This is a genomic window from Alloalcanivorax sp. C16-1, assembly GCF_046507805.1.
Classification (GTDB): Bacteria; Pseudomonadota; Gammaproteobacteria; order Pseudomonadales; family Alcanivoracaceae; genus Alloalcanivorax.
In genome coordinates this window covers 241421-262012 of the sequence record NZ_JBKFTK010000003.1, presented here as the reverse complement: position 1 = coordinate 262012, position 20592 = coordinate 241421, and the positions used below count along the sequence as shown (strand labels likewise).

Annotated in this window: 16 protein-coding genes; 10 read left to right on the top strand and 6 right to left on the bottom strand. The window is 68.0% G+C overall.

Annotated elements, in window-relative coordinates; genetic code table 11:
• Positions 1-1112 precede the first annotated feature (1112 nt).
• The 6 genes from smc to ACLD0W_RS11830 all read left to right on the top strand — a co-directional run bounded on the left by smc (position 1113) and on the right by ACLD0W_RS11830 (position 9564).
• Positions 1113-4607, top strand: a complete 3495-nt coding sequence (gene smc / locus ACLD0W_RS11855) for a chromosome segregation protein SMC (RefSeq protein WP_410307689.1) — start codon at positions 1113-1115, stop codon at positions 4605-4607.
• A 67-nt stretch (positions 4608-4674) separates the two neighbouring features.
• A complete protein-coding gene (zipA, locus tag ACLD0W_RS11850; protein ID WP_410307688.1) occupies positions 4675-5709 on the top strand; it encodes a cell division protein ZipA in 1035 nt (344 codons plus the stop codon).
• Positions 5710-5834: 125 nt separating this feature from the next.
• Positions 5835-8162 (top strand): NAD-dependent DNA ligase LigA, encoded by a 2328-nt coding sequence (gene ligA, locus ACLD0W_RS11845; RefSeq protein WP_410307687.1) that lies wholly within the window; start codon positions 5835-5837, stop codon positions 8160-8162.
• Positions 8163-8231: 69 nt separating this feature from the next.
• The gene (locus tag ACLD0W_RS11840; RefSeq protein ID WP_410307686.1) at positions 8232-8810 is read left to right on the top strand and encodes a hypothetical protein; all 579 of its coding nucleotides are present in this window, start codon (positions 8232-8234) and stop codon (positions 8808-8810) included.
• 75 nt (positions 8811-8885) lie between these two features.
• Positions 8886-9311, top strand: coding sequence for a hypothetical protein (locus tag ACLD0W_RS11835; RefSeq protein ID WP_204430597.1), 426 nt, complete (start codon positions 8886-8888; stop codon positions 9309-9311).
• 25 nt (positions 9312-9336) lie between these two features.
• Positions 9337-9564, top strand: a complete 228-nt coding sequence (locus tag ACLD0W_RS11830; RefSeq protein ID WP_410307685.1) for a YheU family protein — start codon at positions 9337-9339, stop codon at positions 9562-9564.
• Here the strand turns inward: ACLD0W_RS11830 and ACLD0W_RS11825 are convergent.
• A complete protein-coding gene (locus ACLD0W_RS11825; protein ID WP_410307684.1) occupies positions 9561-9959 on the bottom strand; it encodes an MAPEG family protein in 399 nt (132 codons plus the stop codon). The genes ACLD0W_RS11830 and ACLD0W_RS11825 overlap by 4 nt on opposite strands.
• A 17-nt stretch (positions 9960-9976) precedes the next feature.
• Positions 9977-11875 (bottom strand): bifunctional tRNA (5-methylaminomethyl-2-thiouridine)(34)-methyltransferase MnmD/FAD-dependent 5-carboxymethylaminomethyl-2-thiouridine(34) oxidoreductase MnmC, encoded by a 1899-nt coding sequence (gene mnmC, locus ACLD0W_RS11820; RefSeq protein ID WP_410307683.1) that lies wholly within the window; start codon positions 11873-11875, stop codon positions 9977-9979.
• A gap of 79 nt (positions 11876-11954) precedes the next feature.
• Between mnmC and ACLD0W_RS11815 the strand changes: the two genes are divergently transcribed.
• A complete protein-coding gene (locus ACLD0W_RS11815) occupies positions 11955-12833 on the top strand; it encodes an AEC family transporter (protein WP_410307682.1) in 879 nt (292 codons plus the stop codon).
• Here ACLD0W_RS11815 and ACLD0W_RS11810 read toward each other — a convergent pair.
• Positions 12740-13453 (bottom strand): hypothetical protein, encoded by a 714-nt coding sequence (locus ACLD0W_RS11810; protein WP_410307681.1) that lies wholly within the window; start codon positions 13451-13453, stop codon positions 12740-12742. The two genes, ACLD0W_RS11815 and ACLD0W_RS11810, sit on opposite strands and share 94 nt — an antisense overlap.
• 114 nt (positions 13454-13567) lie before the next feature.
• On the opposite strand from ACLD0W_RS11810, the gene ACLD0W_RS11805 reads away from it, so the two are divergent.
• A complete protein-coding gene (locus ACLD0W_RS11805) occupies positions 13568-16105 on the top strand; it encodes an ATP-binding protein (protein WP_410307680.1) in 2538 nt (845 codons plus the stop codon).
• On the opposite strand, the gene ACLD0W_RS11800 is transcribed toward ACLD0W_RS11805, so the two are convergent.
• A complete protein-coding gene (locus ACLD0W_RS11800; RefSeq protein WP_410307679.1) occupies positions 16102-17373 on the bottom strand; it encodes an NADH:flavin oxidoreductase/NADH oxidase family protein in 1272 nt (423 codons plus the stop codon). The two genes, ACLD0W_RS11805 and ACLD0W_RS11800, sit on opposite strands and share 4 nt — an antisense overlap.
• Positions 17374-17526: 153 nt before the next feature.
• On the opposite strand from ACLD0W_RS11800, the gene cmoB reads away from it, so the two are divergent.
• On the top strand, positions 17527-18492 hold the full coding sequence (gene cmoB / locus ACLD0W_RS11795) for a tRNA 5-methoxyuridine(34)/uridine 5-oxyacetic acid(34) synthase CmoB (RefSeq protein ID WP_410307678.1): 966 nt from the start codon (positions 17527-17529) through the stop codon (positions 18490-18492).
• A gap of 4 nt (positions 18493-18496) precedes the next feature.
• On the opposite strand, the gene ACLD0W_RS11790 is transcribed toward cmoB, so the two are convergent.
• Positions 18497-19279, bottom strand: a complete 783-nt coding sequence (locus tag ACLD0W_RS11790) for a diguanylate cyclase domain-containing protein (RefSeq protein WP_410307677.1) — start codon at positions 19277-19279, stop codon at positions 18497-18499.
• A 172-nt stretch (positions 19280-19451) separates the two neighbouring features.
• Here ACLD0W_RS11790 and ACLD0W_RS11785 point away from each other — a divergent pair, with 172 nt between their 5' ends.
• On the top strand, positions 19452-19757 hold the full coding sequence (locus ACLD0W_RS11785) for a hypothetical protein (RefSeq protein ID WP_410307676.1): 306 nt from the start codon (positions 19452-19454) through the stop codon (positions 19755-19757).
• 5 nt (positions 19758-19762) lie between these two features.
• Here the strand turns inward: ACLD0W_RS11785 and ACLD0W_RS11780 are convergent, their stop codons facing one another.
• Positions 19763-20512, bottom strand: coding sequence for an SCP2 sterol-binding domain-containing protein (locus ACLD0W_RS11780; RefSeq protein ID WP_410307675.1), 750 nt, complete (start codon positions 20510-20512; stop codon positions 19763-19765).
• Between the last annotated feature and the right edge of the window lie 80 nt (positions 20513-20592).

The following is a 20592-nucleotide window of genomic DNA, read 5'->3' as shown; positions in this document are numbered from 1 at the left end:
GAGATCCCCTGTCTGTGTGAGGCGGCAAGCCTGTTCGGATGGCTATAAGTTTTTTGGGGGGTGGCTTAAGTAAATTATTTTAAAGGCGCGCCCTTGTTGGCTGGTTTATAGAGGGGAATAAGGGAGCCTTCGGTTGCAAATTGGATGTGGTGTTTGGTGGTGTTAATTGAGCTGGCTGCGTCGACGTATTTGAGCTTCATGGTGCTGTCGAATTATTTAAGGGGGAAAAAATGAGATATCTAAAAGTAAGGGCTTCATGCTGGGTTTTGATACCGCTTCTTGCTTTTGCATCTAACTGCTACGCAGAGAGAGGCTGGTTCATCAACAACGCCGAAATCGTTTCCGTAGGCACTTTCCATGACGGCACAAATTCCGTTCTGCAAGTGAAATTCAAGGCGTCTCCGTCGGACGTGGATGATTCGGCACTGACCTGTGCGCCGACGTGGAGTAGTGGACAAACCGGCCCCTCCGATGTGATGACGCTTTCCTGGTGGTCGGATGGTAATCCGGGCAGTACCGCACAGGCGAGGTATTCAACAGCGTTGTCCGCCCACGCTCAAAAATTGCCGGTGGATTTGTACTTGGACACATCAAGATGTTCGGCCACGTCGGCGAAACCTTACGGACACTATTGGCTGGGTATCCGTTTTTCGGAATAGCGCAGCGATATGTCTCTTTACCCCGTTGGATAGGTGTGCTCACACTCACACCCGGGGTCGGACCACGCTAACCGCTTGATTTCCGGTTCCCTTAAGGCCACCAAAAGCCAATACGGAGGGCCATGAGCCGGTTTTCGGGGTCAAAAGAGGGCTCTAAGCAGAACCGGATGAGGAGCATTGGCTCGCTAGCGGCCTCTTTTGGGGGCGCAAAAGGTACTCCAAGCATCCATTCGGATGCGATATTTTTCAATATTTTCATTGATATCAGTCGGTTAGCGTGGTCCGACCCCGGGGTGGGTTGGTTACGGCAAACACACGGAAAGTGGCGCCGCGCCGGGTGAATTCGGCCCCGCTTGTCGCTAGACTAGGCGGCTTAAGCTCTGCTTACGGTCCCGCAGCCAGGCGGGACCCCTGGCCCTGTTCTGGAGCGGTTGCGGCCGCGATACGCACGCTATGAGACTGAAAACCATCAAGCTGGCCGGCTTCAAGTCGTTCGTGGATCCCACCGCGGCGTTGTTTCCGGACAACCTGACCGCCGTGGTCGGGCCCAACGGCTGCGGCAAGTCCAACATCATCGACGCGGTGCGCTGGGTGATGGGGGAGTCCTCCGCCAAGCACCTGCGCGGCGAGTCCATGGCCGACGTGATCTTCAACGGCTCCAACGCCCGCAAGCCGGTGGCCCAGGCCTCCATCGAACTGGTGTTCGACAATTCCGACGCCACCGTCACCGGCGAGTACGGCAAGTTCAACGAGATCTCGGTGAAGCGCCAGGTGACCCGGGACGGCCAGTCCAACTACTTCCTGAACGGCACCAAGTGCCGCCGCAAGGACATCGCCGACATCTTCCTGGGCACCGGCCTGGGGCCGCGCAGCTACGCGATCATCGAGCAGGGCATGATCTCCCGGCTGATCGAGGCCAAGCCCGAGGAGCTGCGGGTCTACATCGAGGAAGCGGCGGGCATTTCCAAATACAAGGCGCGCCGCCGCGAGACCGAGAATCGCATGCGCCGCACCCGGGAGAACCTGGAGCGCCTCACCGACATTCGCGAGGAGCTGGAGCGCCAGCTGGAGCGCCTCAGCCGCCAGGCCGCCGCCGCCGAAAAGTACAAGCAATATAAGGAAGAGGAGCGCCAGAAGAGCGCCCAGCTCAAGGCGCTGCGCTGGCGCGGCCTGGATCAGCAGGTGCGCCAGCTCGATCAGATCATCGCCGAGCTGGAAGTGGCCCTGGAGGCGCGCATCGCCGAGCAGCGCCATGCCGACGCGGAGATCGAACATCTGCGCGAGAGCCACAACGACGTGCAGGAAAACTTCAATCAGGTGCAGCAGCGCTACTACGCCCTGGGCGCCGAGGTGGCGCGGCTGGAGCAGAGCATCCAGCATCAGCGCGAGCGCCGTCAGCAGTTGTACGAAGAGCTGGAGCAGGTCACCGCCAGCTGGAAAGAGGCCGACCAGCACCAGCGCACCGACGCGGACAAGCTGGCGGAGCTGGACGACAACCTGGCCGGCCTGGAGCCGGACCTGGATATGGCCCGCGAGCGTGAGGAAGCCGCCGCCGAGACCCTGGCCCTGGCCGAGGACGCCATGCAGGACTGGCAGCAGGCCTGGGAAGGGTTCAACAACAAGGCCGGCGAGTCACGCCGCCAGGCGGAGGTGGAGCAGTCGCGCATCCAGCACCTGGAGAAATCCATCGAGCGGCTGGGCGACCGTCTGGAGCGGCTGGCCAAGGAGCAGGAGTCCCTGGACGCCGGCCCGCTGGCCCAGGAGATGCGCCAGCTCGAGGAGCAGGTGGCGGAGTACCAGGAGCAGCGCGAAGAGAGCGAGCTGCGCGCGGAAAGCCTGCAGGACCGCATCAACCAGATGCGTCGGGAAAACGGCGAGCGCGGCCGCGAGCTGGATGAGGCCCGCGACCGGCTGCAGACCGACAAGAACCGCCACACCTCCCTGGAAGCGCTGCAGAAAGCGGCCATGGGCGACGACGGCGCGGTCAGCGACTGGCTGGAACGCCACGCCCTGGATCAGCGGCCGCGCCTGGCGGATCGGCTGCAGGTGGCGGAAGGCTGGGAGAAAGCCGTGGAAGCGGTGCTCGGCGACGCCCTGCAGGCGGTGGCCATCGACGGCCTGGAGCGGGTCGGCGACTGGCTGGACGACCTGACCCACGGTCGCGTCACCCTGGTGCAGGCCGGCGCCGACGCCGGCGCCGCGGACGGCAGCTTGCTGCGCGCCCAGGTGCGCGGTGAAGTCCCCGAGGGCCTCCTGGCCGGCGTGCACGCCGCCGAGGACCTGCCCGCCGCCCTGGCCCTGCGCGCGCGTCTGGCGCCGGGGGAATCCGTGGTCACCCGCGACGGCATCTGGCTGGGCGCCGACTGGCTGAAGGTGGTGCGCGAGCAGGACCAGGAAGCCGGCATTCTGGAGCGGCGCCGGGAGCTGGAAGCCCTGGCGGGCCGCATCGACACCGGCCAGGCCCGGGTGGACGAACTCAAGGCCGGCCTGGAAGAGGCACGCGAGCGCATCGCCGAGCTGGAGGAAGAGCGCGAGGAAGTGCAGCGCCAGGCCAGCCGCCTGAACCGGGAGCTGGGCGAGGTGAACGCCCAGGTCAGCGCCCGCCAGGTGCGCCTGGAGCAGATCACCATGCGCCGCGAGCGTCTCAATAAAGAGATGGACGAAGCCCGCGGCCAGCTCGACCAGGAGCAGAATCAGATCAAGGAGGCCCGCGCCGTGCTCCAGGAAGCCCTGGACGCCATGGAGCAGGACTCCGGCGAGCGCGAGGCGCTGCTGTCGCGCCGCGACGAAACCCGCGCGCGGCTGGACGACGCCCGCCAGCAGGCGCGCCAGCACCGCGACCGCAGCCACCAGCTGGCGATGGACGCCCAGGGCGCCCGCACCCAGGCGGAATCCCTGCGCCAGAACCTGGCGCGGCTGGAATCCCAGGTGGCCACCCTGAGCGAGCGCAAGGCGCAGCTGGAGCAGCAGGCCGGCGGCGACGAGGACCCGGCCCGCGAACTGCAGGAACAGCTGGAAGAAAAACTGGAGCAGCGTCTGGAGTCCGAGCAGCACCTGGCCGAGGCGCGCCGCCAGCTGGAGGACGTGGAACACAAGATGCGCGACCTGGAAGGCCGGCGCGGCCAGCACGAGCGCCAGGCCCAGGAAGTGCGCGACGCCATCAACAACAAGCGCATGCAGTGGCAGGACCTCACCACCCGCCGGCAGACCGTGGCCGAGCAGCTGGATGAGGGCCATTTCGATCTTGAGACGGTGCTGCGCAATCTGCCCGAGGAGGCCGAGGAGCGGCACTGGTCCGACGAGCTGGAACAGATCGGCCAGCGCATCGCGCGCCTGGGCCAGATCAACCTGGCCGCCATCGACGAATACCAGCAGCAGTCCGAGCGCAAACAGTATCTGGATCAGCAGAACGACGATCTGGAAGACGCGCTCAAGACCCTGGAAAACGCCATCCGCAAGATCGACCGGGAGACCCGCACCCGCTTCAAGGAATACTTCGACCGCATCAACAAGGGGCTCCAGGAGCTGTTCCCGAAGGTGTTCGGCGGCGGCCACGCCTACCTGGAACTGACCGGCGAGGACCTGCTGGACACCGGCGTGGCGATCATGGCGCGCCCGCCGGGCAAGCGCAACAGCACCATCCACCTGCTGTCCGGCGGTGAGAAGGCGCTCACGGCGCTGTCCCTGGTGTTCAGTATTTTCGAACTGAACCCGGCGCCGTTCTGTCTGTTGGATGAGGTGGACGCGCCTCTTGACGACGCCAACGTGGGACGGTTCTGTAATCTGGTGTCGGAAATGGCGGAGCGGGTACAGTTTATCTACATCACGCACAACAAGATCGCCATGGAAATGGCCCACACCCTGATGGGCGTGACCATGCACGAGCCGGGTGTATCCCGTCTGGTGTCCGTGGACGTGGACGAAGCCGCCGAAATGGCGGCCATGTGATCCGGGCGATCAATGAACCTGATCCAATGAATCTGGGCGACGCGAGCCAAGCTAAGGAAGAGGCAACATGGGCCTGAATCTGGAAACACTGATCGGCATTCTGGTTATCCTGATCCTGCTGATCCTTGCCGACGGCGTGCGGCGCATGATCCGCGAGCGGCACGGCCGCCTGCGCATGCGCATCGACCGCCGCTTCGGCAAGGAGCACGGCAAACACCGGGAACCGGACAACGAGGACGACTATCCCACCGATCTGGGCAAGCCCCGGGTGCGTCGCCGGGACGAACACCCGTCCGAGTTCGACCAGCCCGGCGGCTTCGACATGGGCCGGGTGGACGACGACGCCGTCGATCCGCCGATGATGATGGACCCGGACGACGCCCGGGACGCCGATGCGGACCCGGCCCGGGTCAGCGCCGCTCGCCGCGCCGAGCAGCAGAGCCTGTTCGGCGCCGACGAGGCAGACCCGGAACAGGAAGAGGCCCCGGCGCCCCGGGTACGCGAACCCCTGACACCGCCGCCCCGGGAAGAAAGCCTGCCGGAGCCGGAGCACGACGAACGGCCGCCGGCGCCGCCCCGCCCGGAACCGCCGCGCGCCGCGGAAGCGACCCACACCGCCGAACCGGCCCGTGCCAAAAAGCCCCGCGCCCCGGCCCAGGAAAGCGCGCCCCTGGAAGTGATCGTGTTCCACCTGATCGCGCGCCGCCCGGACCGCTTCGACGGCCAGGCCATGCTGCGCCTGCTGCTGGAGAGCGGCCTGCGCTACGGTGACATGCACATTTTCCACCGGCACCGGGAAACCGCCGGCCAGGAGCGCCTGGAGTTCTCCGTGGCCAACGCGGTGGAGCCGGGCACCTTCGACATCGACACCATGGAAGAAGAGCAATTCGCCGGCATCACCTTCTTTATGAAGCTGCCTGGCCCCGGTGAACCGCTGGGTGCCCTGGACCGCATGCTCAGCGTCGGCCGCCGCATGGCGGATGAGCTGAACGGCGACCTCAAGGATGAGCAGCACAGCGTGCTCACCCCGCAAACCATGGAACATTTGCGCCAGCGCGTGCAGGAATTCGAACGCCGCCAGCGCGTCTCTCACGGCGCCTGACGCGGCGCCGAATCGCCCGCGACAGGCGAAAAGCCGCAAGCAAGACGCCGTCGCCGGCCGATGTTTCGCTTGTGGCTTGTGGCCTGCAGCTTGAAGCCTTACCCCAGCAGCGGAATGCGAACACTGTGACCTCGAAAACCCCGGCCCCGGCCGACGAAATCCGCCAACTGCGCGCCACCCTCAATGACTGGTCCTACCGCTATTACACCCTGGACGACCCGGCGGTGCCGGACGCGGAATACGACCGTGCCTACCGGCGCCTGCAGGAACTGGAAGAGCAGCATCCGGAGCTGGTGACCGCCGACTCCCCCACCCAGCGGGTCGGTGACGCGCCCCTGGACGCTTTCGACGAAGTGCGCCACGCGGTGCCCATGCTCAGTCTCGGCAACGCCTTCAGCGATGAGGAGTTGCGCGACTTCGATCAGCGGGTGCGCGAGCGCCTGGATGTGAAAGGGCCCATCGACTACGTGGCCGAACCCAAGCTGGACGGCCTGGCGGTGTCGCTGGTCTACGAAAACGGCGAACTGGTGCGCGGCGCCACCCGGGGCGACGGCGAAACCGGCGAGGACATCACCGCCAATGTGCGCACCATCAAATCGGTGCCGCTGCGTCTGCGCGGCAACCATCCGCCGGCCCTGCTGGAAGTGCGCGGCGAGGTGGTGATGCCGCACTCCGGCTTTGAGCAGCTCAACCGCCGCCAGCAGGAAGCCGAGCAGAAAGTGTTCGCCAACCCGCGCAACGCCGCCGCCGGCAGCCTGCGGCAACTGGACCCGCGCATCACCCGCGACCGCCCCCTGGAGTTCTACGCCTATTCGGTGGCGCGGCTGGAAGGCGAGGACTGGCCGGACACCCATTCCGGCATGCTCGACCGTCTGCGCGATCTGAATCTGCGCGTCAATCGCGAGGTGAAACCGTGCCGGGGCCTGGAGGCGCTGCTGAGCTTCTACCACGCTATCCTTGAGCGCCGTGACCGGCTCGACTACGACATCGATGGCGTGGTCTACAAGGTGGACCGGCTCGACTGGCAGCGCGATCTGGGCTTTGTCAGCCGCGCGCCGCGCTGGGCCATCGCCCACAAGTTTCCCGCCCAGGAAGAGCTCACCGTGCTCAACGACGTGGACTGGCAGGTGGGCCGCACCGGCGCCCTGACGCCGGTGGCCAAGCTGGAGCCGGTGCAGGTGGGCGGGGTCACCGTCAGCAACGCCACCCTGCACAACATCGACGAGATCGGCCGGCTCGATATCCGCATTGGCGACACCGTGGTGGTGTACCGGGCCGGCGACGTGATTCCCAAGGTGGTGCGCGCCTTGCCCGAGCGGCGCCCCAAGAACGCCCGGGAAATCCATCTGCCCGGGGAATGCCCGGTGTGCGGCAGCGAAATCCTGCGCGCCGATGACGGCGTGGTGGCGCGCTGCACCGGCGGTCTGATCTGCGGCGCCCAGCGCCGTGAAGCCATCAAGCACTTCGCCTCGCGCCGGGCCATGGACATCGAGGGCCTCGGCGACAAGCTGGTGGATGCCCTGGTGGACCAGGGGCTGGTGGACAACGTGGCCGACCTTTACCGCCTCAAGGCCGAGGACGTGGCCGGCCTGGAACGGATGGGCGAAAAGTCCGCCGACAATCTGATGAAGGCCCTGGAAGGCTCCAAGCGCACCAGCCTCAACCGGGTGCTGTTCGCCCTGGGCATCCTGCAGATCGGCGAGGAGACCGCCAAGGCCCTGGCGGACTGCTTCGGCGATCTGGACAGCATCCGCCGGGCGCCGCTGCTGTTGTTCCTGCAGGTGCCGGATGTGGGGCGGGAGGTGGCCAAGGCGATCGCCGCCTTCTTCGCCGAGGACCACAACGAAAAGGTCATCGACGACCTGCTCGCCGCCGGCCTGGAACCGCAGTCCGCCGGCACCCCCTCCCGGCGCTTCGTGGACACGCTGACCCTGGGTGCTTTGCTGCGCGGCGCCAAGAGTCTGGGCATGCCGCTCAGCGGCCTGGGCGACAAAAGCCTGGACGCTCTGGGGCGCCATTACCGCACCCTGGACGCGCTGCTGGCGGCGGTGGAGCGCGGTGAGGACGACAGCGGCGCCCGCGCCGGCACCCTGGAAAAGCTGGCCGAGGGATTGAACGACGACCACTGGAGGGAGCGCCTGCGCGAGGCGGAGCAACAGGCCGCCGCCCTGGCGGCGCGGGCCCCCGCCAGTGGCGGCGATGAGCGTCCCCTGGACGGCCAGACCTGGGTGCTCACCGGCACCCTGAGCCGGCTGACCCGGGGCGAGGCCAAGGAACGCTTGGAAAGCCTGGGCGCCAAGGTGGCCGGCAGCGTCTCCAAGAACACCGCCCGGGTGGTGGCCGGGGAGGCCGCCGGCTCCAAGCTGGAAAAAGCGGAGAAGCTGGGCGTCGAGGTGATGGACGAGGACGCCTTCGTGCATTTCCTGGCCGGCCACGGCATTGCCTTGCCGTGACCGGCCAGGATGGCGGCCCGCCGCCGCGCCCGGTACCATGTCGCCAAGCCGGATTCTCGAGGTCCCTCCATGCGCGTGCTGATTGTGACGTTCACGCTGCTGCTGCTCGGCGGCTGCGCCACCACCCCCACCCACATCGATGACGTCTGCGCGGTGTTCGATCAGAAGGGCGGCTGGTTCAACAACTGGTACAAGGCCGCCAAACGCAGCGAGAAGGAATACGGCGTGCCGGTGGCGATTCTGATGGCCACCATCTACAAGGAATCCGGCTACCAGGCCCACGCCAAACCGCCGCGCACCAAACTGCTCGGCTTCATTCCCTGGAAGCGGCCCTCCAGTGCCTACGGCTACCCCCAGGCGCTGGACGGCACCTGGGCCTGGTACCAGCGTGAAACCGGTCACGGCGGTGCCAAGCGGGACGACTTCGGCGACGCCGTGGACTTTGTCGGCTGGTACCATTACCAGAGCCACGTGCGCAACGGCATCGCCCTCAACGACGCCTATCATCTCTATCTGGCCTACTACGCCGGCCACGGCGGCTACGCCCGCGGCGTCTGGAAAAGCCGCCCCTACATGCAGCGCTCGGCGCGCCGCGCCCAGGACATGGCCAGCCGTTATGCGGTGCAGATGGAACGTTGCGGTCGATGATTGAAACGGTCGCAAGCGGCAAGCTTAAAGCGGTCTTTGCTTGTAGCTTGTAGCTTGCCGCTGTCAGGAGCCAGTTTGGATAACGAGTCGATTGTCTACGGCTGCATCAAACACCTGCCGTTCGGCGACGAGCGGCAGCGCAAGGCCAGTTGTTTCCACAACCGCCGCGCGGTACGCGCGTTGCCGGAGGCGGACGAGTCGCCGTTTCTGGGCCAGGACATGTTCGCCTTTTCCGCCGATCCCGGCGGTGGCGGCTACCAGACCCAGGTGATCCACTTCGGCCAGTCCTACCGGGCGGTGGAATACGAATGGGCCCACTGGATCGCCAAGTTCGAGCGGCTGCTCAAGCAGATGTACTGGGTCAGCGCGGTGGTGCACCTGGACACGGAACTGGCCGGCACCCACACCTTTCACTGGGACTGCGCCGACGATTACCACGAACCCTCCGACGACCCGTTGCGGGTACGCTGCGAGTGGTCCCGCGAAGGCAACCTTGTTTAACCTCCGACGTGTTTAAGGGCAAACGATGATTGTTCCCTGGCAGGAGATTCCCGCCGACGCCCTCGATAATCTGATCGAGGAATTCGTGACCCGCGACGGCACCGACTACGGCGAACAGGAAATCGCCACCGCCACCAAGGTGGAACAGGTGCGCGCCCAGCTGAAACGGGGCGACGCGGCGGTGGTGTTCGACGACGCCACCGAAACCGTGTCCATTTTCAACCGCGAGCAGCTCCGCGAAGCCGGCCTTTAGCCGCGATACAGCCCCACGATCACCAGCAGATGCACGCTGGCCGCCAGCAGCACCGTCCAGGTGGCGATGATCCCCACCTTGCGGAAGCTGTTCACCTCGCTGCCCGGGCCGACCATGCCCCAGGCATGGGCCAGGCGCCCCAGCACCAGCAACAGCCCGTACAGATGCAGCGCCCAGGCGTTGCCGTTATTGCCTTCCAGCAGCCCGATCAGGATCAGCGCCAGCGGCACGTACTCCACCGCGTTGCCATGGGCGCGCACCGCCCGGTTGATGTGCACGTCGCCGCCGTCGCCCAGGGACACGCCCCGGCCAAAGCGATAGCGCACCACGTTAAAGGACAGGGCGAGAATCAACAGACCGCACAGAGCGGCGTAAAGGGCGGTGATCGGGAACATGCGGCAGCCTCTTGGGTTTAAGTTTTAACTTTCAACTTCTTCTTTTTCCTTCTCAAGAATCTTCCCGCATCCAGCGCGTCCAGCAATGGCCCGTCCGCCGGCGGCGGCGCGTCGCTGATGCGGTCGGCCAGGATCTCCGCGCACAGCGGCGTGCCGGTGAGGCCGCGGCTGCCGTGGGCGATGTTCAGCCACAGCCCGGGCAGGGCGGTGGAACCGTCCCCGTCCGGGTCCGGCAAGGGCCCGGTCAGGGGCAGAAAGTCGGTGCTCTGGCAGCGGAAGCCCACGCGCCGCTCGACCACCTCGATGGCCGCGCCGCCCAGTTCCTCCCAGCGGTCCGGCAGATACTGGCGCAGCTGGGCCAGGTTGGCCCGGTCGTCGTGGTCCCGGGGCGCCGGGTCCGCGTCGTGCAGATCAAAGGTGGCGCCCACGCAGTGCAGCCCGTCCAGGGCCGGCGTCAGGTAGCCGCCGTGGCAGCGGGCCCGGGTCCAGGCGGCGCTGGCGGCGGTGGCCAGGCAATAGCTGACCTGGCCACGAATCAGCTTGAGCGGCAGGTCGCCCAGCCCGCGATCCGCCACCGTCAGCTCGCGGGCGGCGCCGGCGGTGGCGATGACGATGGCATCGGCGGTCCGCTCACTGTGATCGTCGAGTTGCGCCACGGCGGGGGCACCGGGGCGCAGCTCGCGTAAGCCACGGTGTTCCACGGTAATGGCCGGGTGGTCGAGCAGGGCGGCGCACCAGGCCGGCGGGTGCAGATAGCCGCCGCCGCGCAGTTCGGCGCTGTGTTCGCCGGCCATCAGCAGGGCGTCCGGCCAGGCACCGCTGTCGGCGGCGGCGCGGATCTTGTCGCGCTGGCGGTCGTCCACGTAATGCTGGACCACACCGTTCAGCGCACCCTGGCCGTCGCCCGGGAAGCGGTGTCGGCGCAGCCAGCGCAGGGCGTGGCCGTAGCTCAGCTGATAGAAGCGGTTCTGGGCGGTGAGGTGCGGGCTGGGCGTGCTGTAGACCACGCCGGCGCGGTTGCCGGAGGCGCCCCGGGCGATGCCCGCCGGGTCCAGCACCGTCACCCGCCAGCCGCGCTCCGCCAGGGCCCGGGCGCTGGTGGCGCCGGCCAGCCCGGCCCCGGCCACCAGGGCGGTGCCCCGTCGCAACCGGGCGGGCCGCCAGGGCCGGTCGGCTGATTCGTCGGCCCGCTCGCCCACCACCATGTGCCGTTTATGGCCGAAGCCGTCGATCCGGCGCACCTGGAAGCCGGCCTCTTGCAGGCCCCGGCGCACGGCGCCGGCGGCGGTGAAGGTGGCGAGGGTGGCGCCGGGCCGGCTGTGCGCCGCCAGTTGCCGGAACAGGGCCGGCTGCCACATGTCGGCGTTGCGGGCCGGGGCGAAGCCGTCCAGAAACCAGGCGTCCACCCGGGCCGGGCACAGCCGCCACAGCGGCTCCGCCTCGCCCAGCATCAGGGTCAGGCTGACGTTGTCCGCCAGCCACAGCCGGTGGCAGCCCGGCGATGCCGGCGGGTATTGGTCGCGCAGGGCGTCGCACAGCGCGGTCCATCGGGATTCACCCTGGGGCGCCGGCCAGGCGGCCAGAGCCCGCGCCAGGTCGTCGGCGGTGAGCGGGTGTTTCTCCACCGAGAACAGGTCCAGCCGCGCCCCCGCCGGCGCCCGGGCCAGGAACAGGTCGGCGGCCAGCAGCATGTTCAGGCCGGTGCCGAAGCCGGTCTCGCCGATCACGAACAGGTCGCCGTCGGAGAGGGCCGCGAAGCGCTCCGGCAGCCGGTTGCCGTCGAGAAACACATAGTGGCTTTCGGCGCGGCCGTCCTGGCGGGAAAAGTAGGGGTCGTCGTAGTCGGTGGCCACCGGGGTACGGTCCTGCCAATGCAGGCGCGCGGGGCGGATCGGGGCGAAATCGCCGATGGACATGATGGGGCGGTCTCCTCACACTACGCCGCTCGATGGGGCGGGCCGGCGACGCCGGGCGCGCCGGGGCGGAGATAGTAGCATGCTGGTAAAAATCTGGGCGGTGATGGCGCCGGTGCTGGCCTGCGCCGGCATCGGCTTTTTCTGGGGCCGCAGCGGCCGGCCCTTCGACATGCGCATGGTCACCGCCCTGGTGACCACCGTGGCCACGCCCTGCCTGATCGTCGCCACCCTGGGCAAGAGCGATCTGGACCTGGCCGCGCTGGCGCGGGTCACCGGTCTTTTTCTGGCGGTGCTCACGGTCACCGGGCTGGTGGCCTGGCTGGCGCTGCGGCTGTCCGGTCGTCCCCTGCGCGTGTTCCTGCCGTCGATGATGTTCCCCAACACCGGCAATATGGGCCTGCCGCTGTCGATGCTGGCGTTCGGCGACCACGGCCTGGCCCTGGGGTTGGCCTGGATGATGCTGACCTCGGTGGTGCAGTTCTCGTTCGGGCTGGCGGTGGTCAGCGGCCAGGGCCTGTCCTGGAAGCTGTTCCGGCATCCGATTCTGGTGTCGGTGGTGATCGCCGTGGCCATGGTGCTGTTCCGCGTGCGCCTGCCGGAGTGGCTGTTCAACAGTGTGGCGCTGATCGGCGACCTGACCATCCCGCTGATGCTGATCACCTTGGGCGTGTCGCTTTCCCAGCTGCGGGTGCGCCATGCCGGGCCCGGCGCCGCCTTCTCGGTGCTGCGGCTGGTGCTGGGGTTCGCCGCCGCCTGGCTGGTCTGCGAACTGGCCGGGGTGGAGGGCGTGCTGCGCGGGGTGATTCTGATCCAGTCCACCATGCCGGTGGCGGTGTTCAACTATCTGCTGGCGCAGACCTACCGTCAGGGGCCCGAGGAAGTGGCCGCCATGGTGGTGTTCTCCACGCTGCTTTCCTTCGTGACGCTGCCCTTGCTGCTGGCGGTGGCCCTGCCCTGATAGGCGCGCAACTCCGCCAGCGCCCGTTTACTCAGCCGCAATAGCGCGGTGGTGTCCCGGTTCCGGGACGCCGCTTCCAGCCGGATGAAATGCCCCGGGCCGCTGGTCAGCAGCAGGGTTTCGTAGAGCGGCCGGCGGTCCGCCCGGTTGATCAGCCAGGCGCCGCTGGCGGTAACGTGCCCTTCCAGATCGAACAGGCGTTCGCCGACGAAGCGGATCGACTGGTCGGTACTGTTGTAGACCCGATTGACGCGTTGCTGGCGGAGCTGACCGTAATGGCCGCTGACGATGCGGGTGTCGCTGAGATCCTGCCAGCCGCCGGGCAAGCCATACAGCGTCACCCGCAGGCGGGTGTCGGCGTCGGCGAACCGCCACTGCCGCCAGCCGTCGTCGCCGGGCCGGCTGACGGTGCCGTCGCCGTCCAGCCCGGCCAGCGTGGCCGGTGCCCGGTAACCCTCCAGCCGTGCCGGTGGCGCGCTCACCGCCCGGGGCAGGGTGCCGCCGGCGCGCAGGTCGGGCAGGCCGCGCGGGGCCGGTGTCTGGCAGCCGGCCAGCAGCGCCGGCAGCAGCACCGCCATTAGCGACGGGATAACGGATTTCGGTCCGGCTTTCGGCAACATCACTCTCCCTGGCAACCCAAAAAACCGCGTATGCGGTTCAGGGACCCGGCCATGATAAAGTGCCGGAAAGGCCTTGGCACGCCCCGCCCGGCAGACGGACCCAGGGGGAGACACGTGGCGGAACGAAAAAAATACCCGGCCATCCTGTTGCTGGTGAGTCTGGTCACCTTGCCCTTTCTGGTGGTGGCGACGCTGGTGTTCCAGCATCGCTGGGATCAGCGCTCCCATTATCTGGCCATGGCCGAGGACATTCAGATGTTCCGCACCGGCATGGCGGCGATCGCGCCGCTGGAGCGGGTGCGCGACTTTTCCCCGGTGGTGGGGCGCTGGCCGCTGCCGCCCCTGCGGGAGCGTTGGCAGGGCGCCCGCGACCTCACCGACCTGCGCTTGAGCGCCTTTCTGGACGTGGTCAGCGCGCGGCCGGTGCCCGGCCTGCAGGATCAGGCCCGGGCGCTGCGTCGGGACTGGCGCGAGTGGCGGCCGCCGCTGGCGCTGGACGGCACCGGCGCCGCCTTCGACAGCGTCGAGCAGGTCAACGAGCGGCTTTACGACACCCTGGCGGCGGTGCTTTATATGGCCGACCTGGCCGCCCGCACCCGCCCGCGCCCCAATGAAGCCCTGTCGCTGACGCTCACCGGCGTGCACGAACTGCGCCGGGAACTGGGCGTGATCCGCGCCGTGGGACTGTACGCGGCGGTGGGCGACGGGATGGTCGGCGAGGAGGACCGCGACCGCCTGACGCGGGCGGTGGCGCGGCTGGGCGAACGGCTGCTGCTGGTGGAAGGGCAGGTGCAGACCCTGGCCGCGCGGGCCGGCGACGACGCCCTTCGCGAGCGCTGGCGGGGGCTGCGCGCGGAGCTGGCGGACTACCTGATGTGGGCCGACGCCAACCTGATCCGGCCGGTGCCGGTGGCGGTGTCCTGGCAGGACGTGGTGGCGGAAAGCGGCGCCCGCCACGCCGCGCTCAACGGCTTTGATGAAACCCTGGTGGATCTGGCCGCGCGGCTGGTGACCCGGGCCCGGGAAAACAGTGATACCGAGACCCTCTGGATGATGGGCGGCCTGCTGTTGCTGTATCTGGGCGTGCTCACCGCCAGCCTGATGTTCCTGCACGTGGCCGGCCGCGCCATTCGCGGGCGCGCGGAAGTGCGCGCCAAGAGCCAGTTTCTGGCGCGCATGAGCCACGAAATCCGTACCCCGCTCAACGGCGTGCTGGGGCTGGCGGAACTGCTGCGCGAAACCAACCCCTCGCCCCGCCAGCAGGATTACATCGGCCTGATCGAGAACGCCGGCCGCACCCTCAATACGCTGGTCAACGACGTGCTCGATTACTCCAAGCTGGAAGCCGGCAAACTGGAACTGGAAATCGACAGCTTCGACCCGGCGGCGGTGGTGATCGACTGCGCCCACATGTTCAGCCTGCCGGCCAGCGACAATGGCGACCTGGTGCTGGTGGACGTGGCGCCGGACCTGCCGGCGGCGGTGCGCGGCGACGCGCCACGGCTGCGTCAGATTCTCACCAATCTGATTTCCAACGCGGTCAAGTTCACCCGCCACGGTTGGGTGCGGGTCAGCGCCCGTTGCCAGCCCCTGGACGAGGGCCGGGCGATGCTCACCTTCGCCGTGGAGGACAGTGGCCTGGGCATGAGCAAGGAGGAGCAGCGTCGCCTGTTCCAGCATTTCAGCCAGGCGTCGGCGTCGGTGGCGCGGCGCTTCGGCGGCACCGGCCTGGGCCTGTCGATCAGTCAGGAACTGGTGCGGCTGATGGGCGGCGAGATCCAGCTGCGCAGCGCCCCGGGGCAGGGCGCCCGCTTTCAATTCAGCCTGGCGCTGCCGGTGGAGACTTCGCCGGTGCCGATGCCCGACGCCGGCCGCGAACCGGCGCTGGTGTGGGATCAGGTCGGCAATCTCAAGACGCTGCTGGCCGATGACGAGCGCTTCTCCCATGTCACCGTGGTCACCGGTCTGGCGGCGGTGCGCGAGGCGCTGGCGAACGCCCCGGTCAGCCATCTGCTGGTGCACGGTGTCACCGACGGGGTGCTGCTGGACCAGGGGCTGGCGCCGGCGCGCCGGCGCAGCGCCGGCTTCCGCCCGGTACTGCTGTGCGGCATGCGCGAAAGCGGTGAGGTGGTGATGCGCGACGACATCACCCTGGTGCGGCGGGCGGTGCTCACCGTGGCCGAACTGCAGCAACTGCTCAGCGACAGCGGCCCCGGGCGGGTGCCGTTGATCGCCCAGCGCGAGCCGGAGGCGGCGCGCAGCGGCCTGCGTGTGCTGGTGGCGGAGGACAACCCGGTGAACCAGATGGTGACGCGGGGCTATCTGGAGCGGCTCGGCGTGCCCGGCCCGGTGCTCGGCGACGACGGTCGTCAGGCGCTGGACCACTTCGCCGAGGGCGGCGGCGCCTACCGGCTGGTGCTGATGGATCTGGACATGCCGGTGATGGACGGTTTCGAAAGCGCCCGCCGGATGCGCGCCCTGGAGCGGGAACACGGCTGGCAACCGGCGGTGATCCTGGCGCTCAGCGCCCATGTCATGCCCGAGTACGCCCGCCGTATCAAGGAGGTGGGCATGGACGGGCAACTGATCAAGCCGCTGACCCTGAGCGCCATGCAGGCCGCTCTTCACCAATACCTGAGCGGCACGCCCTAGGCGCGCAGGCGGCCCATTCTGAGACGACGCCAGCCCAGGGTGCCGGCGATTTTCAGCAGCGAACTGAGGCCGCCGGCGTTCTCGAGCGGTGCCTTGCCCCGGGCGATGCGCGCCAGCTGCAAGGTGTACCAGGACACTTCCATCATGGCGGCGTTGTCCACCGCGCGGATGCCGGTGCGGATCGGCGCCACCGGGCTGGTCACGTCCTCGCCGGCCAGCAGCCGGGCGCTCCACGCCGGGTCCACCGCCAGCGGCCGGGCCAGGCCGATCAGATCGGTGGCGCCGTCCGCCAGGGCCCGCGCCATGCCGTCCCGGGACCGGAAGCCGCCGGTCACCATCAACGGCACGTCCACCCGCTGGCGCACCCGTTCCGCGTACTCCAGAAAGTACGCCTCGCGGCGACGGGTGGACTCGCGCACGCCCGCACCGGCCATGCGCGGCGCCTCATAGGTGCCGCCGGAAATCTCGATCAGATCGATGCCACGGGCGGCCAGGGCTTCCACCACCGCCATGGACTCCTCCTCGCTGAAACCGCCTTTCTGGAAGTCCGCCGAGTTCAGTTTGATGGACACGGGGAAATCGTCGCCCACCCGCGCGCGCATCTCGTCGTAGACTTCCAGCACGAAGCGCCGGCGCTTTTCCGCGCTGCCGCCGTAGCCGTCCTCGCGGCGGTTGTGGCGCGGCGACAGAAACTGACTGACCAGATAGCCGTGGGCGCCGTGGATCTGCACGCCGTCGAAGCCGGCTTCCTTCATGATCGCGGCGGTCTCGCCGAAGCGGCGCACGATGTCGCGGATCTGTTCTTCGCTGAGCGCTTCCGGCGTGTGGAAAAAGCGCTTCAGGCCCGGGTCCTCGAAGGGCAGAGCGGAGGGCGACACGGAGCGGCGGTTGAGCGCCGCCGGCGCCTGCTTGCCCGGGTGGTTGATCTGCACCCAGATGGCGGCGCCGGTTTCCTTGCCGGCCCGGGCCCAGTCACGCAGCCGGGGCAGGTCGCGGCGATCCTCCACCACCACGTTGCAGGGTTCGCCGATGGCGCGCTGGTCCACCATCACGTTGCCAGTGATCAGCAGACCGGTGCCGCCCCGGGCCCAGGTGCGGTACAGCCGGGGCAGGCGCGGCGTCACCCGGTTGCCGGGGGTGCCCAGGGTTTCGCTCATGGCCGATTTGGCCAGACGATTCTTGAGAGTGGCGCCGCAGGGCAGGGTCAGGGGCTGGTCGAGCGTAACGGGTTGGGCGAGAGTCACGGGCTGGTCCTGGGTCGCGGTCATGGCGGTCCTCATGGCGGTAGCGCGGATAAATGACGGTGGCACGAATAATGTGGCGATCATTGAAGTGGCGATAGTGTGCCCCGACTGGCGCGGTCCATGCGGGCCAATCGCGCCGTGTTGCGCGGCCCTTCCGGCGTGCGGATAATCGCGCCCATGCTGGAAACCTACCTGGACGATATGAACGCCGGCCTGGCGCCGCTGCTGGGCGAACAGGCCGCGCCGGTGATGGCGCTGAGCCGCGAACGGCTGCTGCACAAACCCCACGGCGACCTGCCGCGCTGGCACGCCGCCGTGGCGGCGTTGCCCGCCGGGCCGGCGCCCTGCGCCTTCGATCGGGACACGCTGACCGTGGGCGCCCCTGGCGGCGCCGACCGCGAGGCCCTGCGTGGCGCCCTGGAAGGACTGATGCCCTGGCGCAAGGGGCCGTTCGAGTTCTTCGGCCTGACCATCGACACGGAATGGCGCTCCGACTGGAAATGGCGGCGGGTGGCGCCGCATCTCTCCGACCTGCGTGGCCGCCGGGTGCTGGACGTGGGCTGCGGCAGCGGCTACCACGGCTGGCGCATGCTCGGCGCCGGCGCCGATACCGTCCTGGGTATCGATCCCACGCCCCTGTTCCTGATGCAGTATCTGGCGGTGCGCCGCTACGCGCCGGCGGCGCCGTTCTGGTTCGCGCCGCTGCGCATGGAAGAGCTGCCCCCGGAATCGCGGGCCTTCGACACGGTGTTTTCCATGGGCGTGCTCTACCACCGCCGTTCGCCCCTGGACCATCTGATGGAGCTGGCCGGCGCCCTGCGTCCCGGCGGCGAGCTGGTGCTGGAGACCCTGGTGGTGGAGGGCGATGCGCGCACCGTGCTGATGCCGGAGGGCCGTTACGCCGCCATGCGCAATGTGTTCTTTCTGCCCAGCGCCGGGCACCTGGCGGTGTGGCTGCGACGGTGCGGGTTCGAGGCGGTGCGCTGCGTGGACGAGGACGTGACCAGCACCGAGGAGCAGCGCGCCACGGACTGGATGCGGTTTCAGTCGCTGCCGGATTTTCTTGATCCGGACGATCCCACCCGCACCCGGGAGGGCCACCCGGCGCCGCGCCGGGCGGTGCTGATCGCTCGCAAACGCTAGCCCGCTAGCGGTCGGCGGTGGCCGTCGGTGCGCCGGGCAGCAGCGACGCCTCCAGCAAATGATCGATAAGGCGCAGGCGGGTGGGTTCATCCAGCCGCCGCAGGGCCGGCGACAGGGCGCGTACCAGAATACCCTCGCCGTGGCGGCTGAGCGTCTCCACCAACTGGCAGAACTGACCGGGCGGATCCTGTTTGTCGAGGGGGGCGGGACCGTCCCCTTTTTTCGGCCACGCGTCGACAGCGGTCCGTTGCGGAGCCGGCCGCCGCCGCAGCCGCAGGGCACGGCGTGACAGCACCGGGCCGGGACCGTCTTCCTCCGCGGCCAGCAGACACAGGGTGTCCATCACCAGTTCGCGGATCGGTTCGTGCTGGCCGGGTTCGGCGCTGTCGGTATCGGCCACGTGCACCGCCATGGCGGTGGACAGTTGCAGTACCCGGTCCGGCAGCGTGAAGCGGGTGCGTTCGAACCAGTCCCCCAGCCGGTGGGCCAGCCCCACCGCTCCTTCCACCGGGGTACCCGGCAAACACAGCACCAGATAGCCACGCTGCCAGGTCACCAGGGCGTCTTCCTGGCGCACCCGTTGTTCCATGGCGCGGGCCAGCTGCCGTTGCAGGGCGCGCAGCTGGTCGCCGCCCAGTTCCCGACCCAGGGCGGTCAGATCCTTGAGCTGAATCGCCAGCAGCGATAACGGTAATTGATAGCGCTGGCACAGGGACACCAACGGTGTCAGCGGGTTAAGACTTTGGTTTTGACTTTGTACGCGGGTGGTGTCCGTCCCGGAGGTCATACTGTGATCCCGTGTCGAAGTTATTATGCGCTCCTGCGTTGCACGGGCCATCCCTGGCAGTATGTGACACGCATCATAGTAAGTGTTTTGCTAAGCAATACTTCCCATCCGTACCAACGGTTACATTAATACCCGGTTCGGTTACGAATCGGTTATCGGGGGGCCGCCATTGATGACCACCGTACTGCTGACCGCCTTGTTGACCGCCGCCATCACGGTGACGGCGCTGGCCCTGTGGGCGCATTATTTTTTATTGCCGACCCTGCGTCGCCGGCTGCGCGCCGACCTGGAGGAAGAGGCCCGTAACGCGGCGGACCTGATCGCCGCGCGGGTGGAGGAGGCCGTCAAACGCGGCATCAATGACGGCGTGCGCAATCTGCCGACCCGGGAAATGATCGAGGAAACCAGCCGCAGTCTGGCGCGCACCAGCACCGAAATGGTGGGCGAGCGGCTGAGCAAGTTCTTCAGCAAGAAATAATCGCGTCAGCGCTGCCGGTGCAGCAGACGCCCGATGATCAGGGCCAGCCCGAAACTGATCATCGCCAGCGACGCGTAGTCATGGGCCAGGGCGCGCCAGGTGTCCTGCCATTGGCCCAGGGCGCGCAGCAGCGCCACCAGCATCAGGCCCAGCCCGGCCACCAGAAAGGCCAGATCCAGCCGCCGGGAATGGCGGATGTCCCGGCGCAGGGCACGCACCTCCTCGAGGATGTCCTCCTGCAGCAGCTGCTGGCGGGCCACCTGGGCCGCCAGTTCGCCCAGGTGATCGGGCAGGCCGGACAGCTTCTCCAGCCACACCGGGTCTTCCCGGCGCAGCACCGCCAGCAGTTCCTTGAGGCGCACGTGATCGTCGAGCCAGTTGCGCGCCAGCGGCCAGAGGCTGAATTCGCTGACCATGCGCTGCAGTTTTTCCAGGGTGTCGGCGGGGCCGGTGATGCGCAGGGATTCTTCCGCGTCGCCGCTGTTGGGCGCCAGCAGCCAGTGCAGCATGGCGCCCAACGGGCCCCGCACGCGCACGTCCACCGGGCCCTCGTAGTCGTCGTGCAGTTCCACGCCGTCTTCGTAGATCAGCACGTAGAGCACCCACATGGGCTGCTCGCCGCGCACCCGCACCGCCGTGCCGTGCAGGGCGGCAAGCTGCTCGCGGCCCCGGGGGTCGCCGGTGAGGGCCTGGTTGAGCAGGGTTTCCAGTGCCCCGTACATAAACAGCCCGGGCAGCGAGGACGGCGAGGTCATGGGTGGCGAAATCCTTCTGTGCGGTAAAGCGAATCCTACCCGGGAGTATGACGAAGGGGGCGCCGGTTGCCAAAAGTTAC

Excerpts from the sequence above, each read along its gene's own strand:
- smc (WP_410307689.1), top strand. The coding sequence starts at position 1,113 with ATGAGACTGAAAACCATCAAGCTGGCCGGCTTCAAGTCGTTCGTGGAT.
- zipA (WP_410307688.1), top strand. The coding sequence starts at position 4,675 with ATGGGCCTGAATCTGGAAACACTGATCGGCATTCTGGTTATCCTGATC.
- ACLD0W_RS11840 (WP_410307686.1), top strand. The coding sequence starts at position 8,232 with ATGCGCGTGCTGATTGTGACGTTCACGCTGCTGCTGCTCGGCGGCTGC.
- ACLD0W_RS11830 (WP_410307685.1), top strand. The coding sequence starts at position 9,337 with ATGATTGTTCCCTGGCAGGAGATTCCCGCCGACGCCCTCGATAATCTG.
- ACLD0W_RS11825 (WP_410307684.1), bottom strand. The coding sequence starts at position 9,959 with ATGTTCCCGATCACCGCCCTTTACGCCGCTCTGTGCGGTCTGTTGATT.
- mnmC (WP_410307683.1), bottom strand. The coding sequence starts at position 11,875 with ATGTCCATCGGCGATTTCGCCCCGATCCGCCCCGCGCGCCTGCATTGG.
- ACLD0W_RS11815 (WP_410307682.1), top strand. The coding sequence starts at position 11,955 with ATGCTGGTAAAAATCTGGGCGGTGATGGCGCCGGTGCTGGCCTGCGCC.
- ACLD0W_RS11810 (WP_410307681.1), bottom strand. The coding sequence starts at position 13,453 with ATGTTGCCGAAAGCCGGACCGAAATCCGTTATCCCGTCGCTAATGGCG.
- ACLD0W_RS11800 (WP_410307679.1), bottom strand. The coding sequence starts at position 17,373 with ATGACCGCGACCCAGGACCAGCCCGTGACTCTCGCCCAACCCGTTACG.
- cmoB (WP_410307678.1), top strand. The coding sequence starts at position 17,527 with ATGCTGGAAACCTACCTGGACGATATGAACGCCGGCCTGGCGCCGCTG.
- ACLD0W_RS11790 (WP_410307677.1), bottom strand. The coding sequence starts at position 19,279 with ATGACCTCCGGGACGGACACCACCCGCGTACAAAGTCAAAACCAAAGT.
- ACLD0W_RS11785 (WP_410307676.1), top strand. The coding sequence starts at position 19,452 with ATGACCACCGTACTGCTGACCGCCTTGTTGACCGCCGCCATCACGGTG.
- ACLD0W_RS11780 (WP_410307675.1), bottom strand. The coding sequence starts at position 20,512 with ATGACCTCGCCGTCCTCGCTGCCCGGGCTGTTTATGTACGGGGCACTG.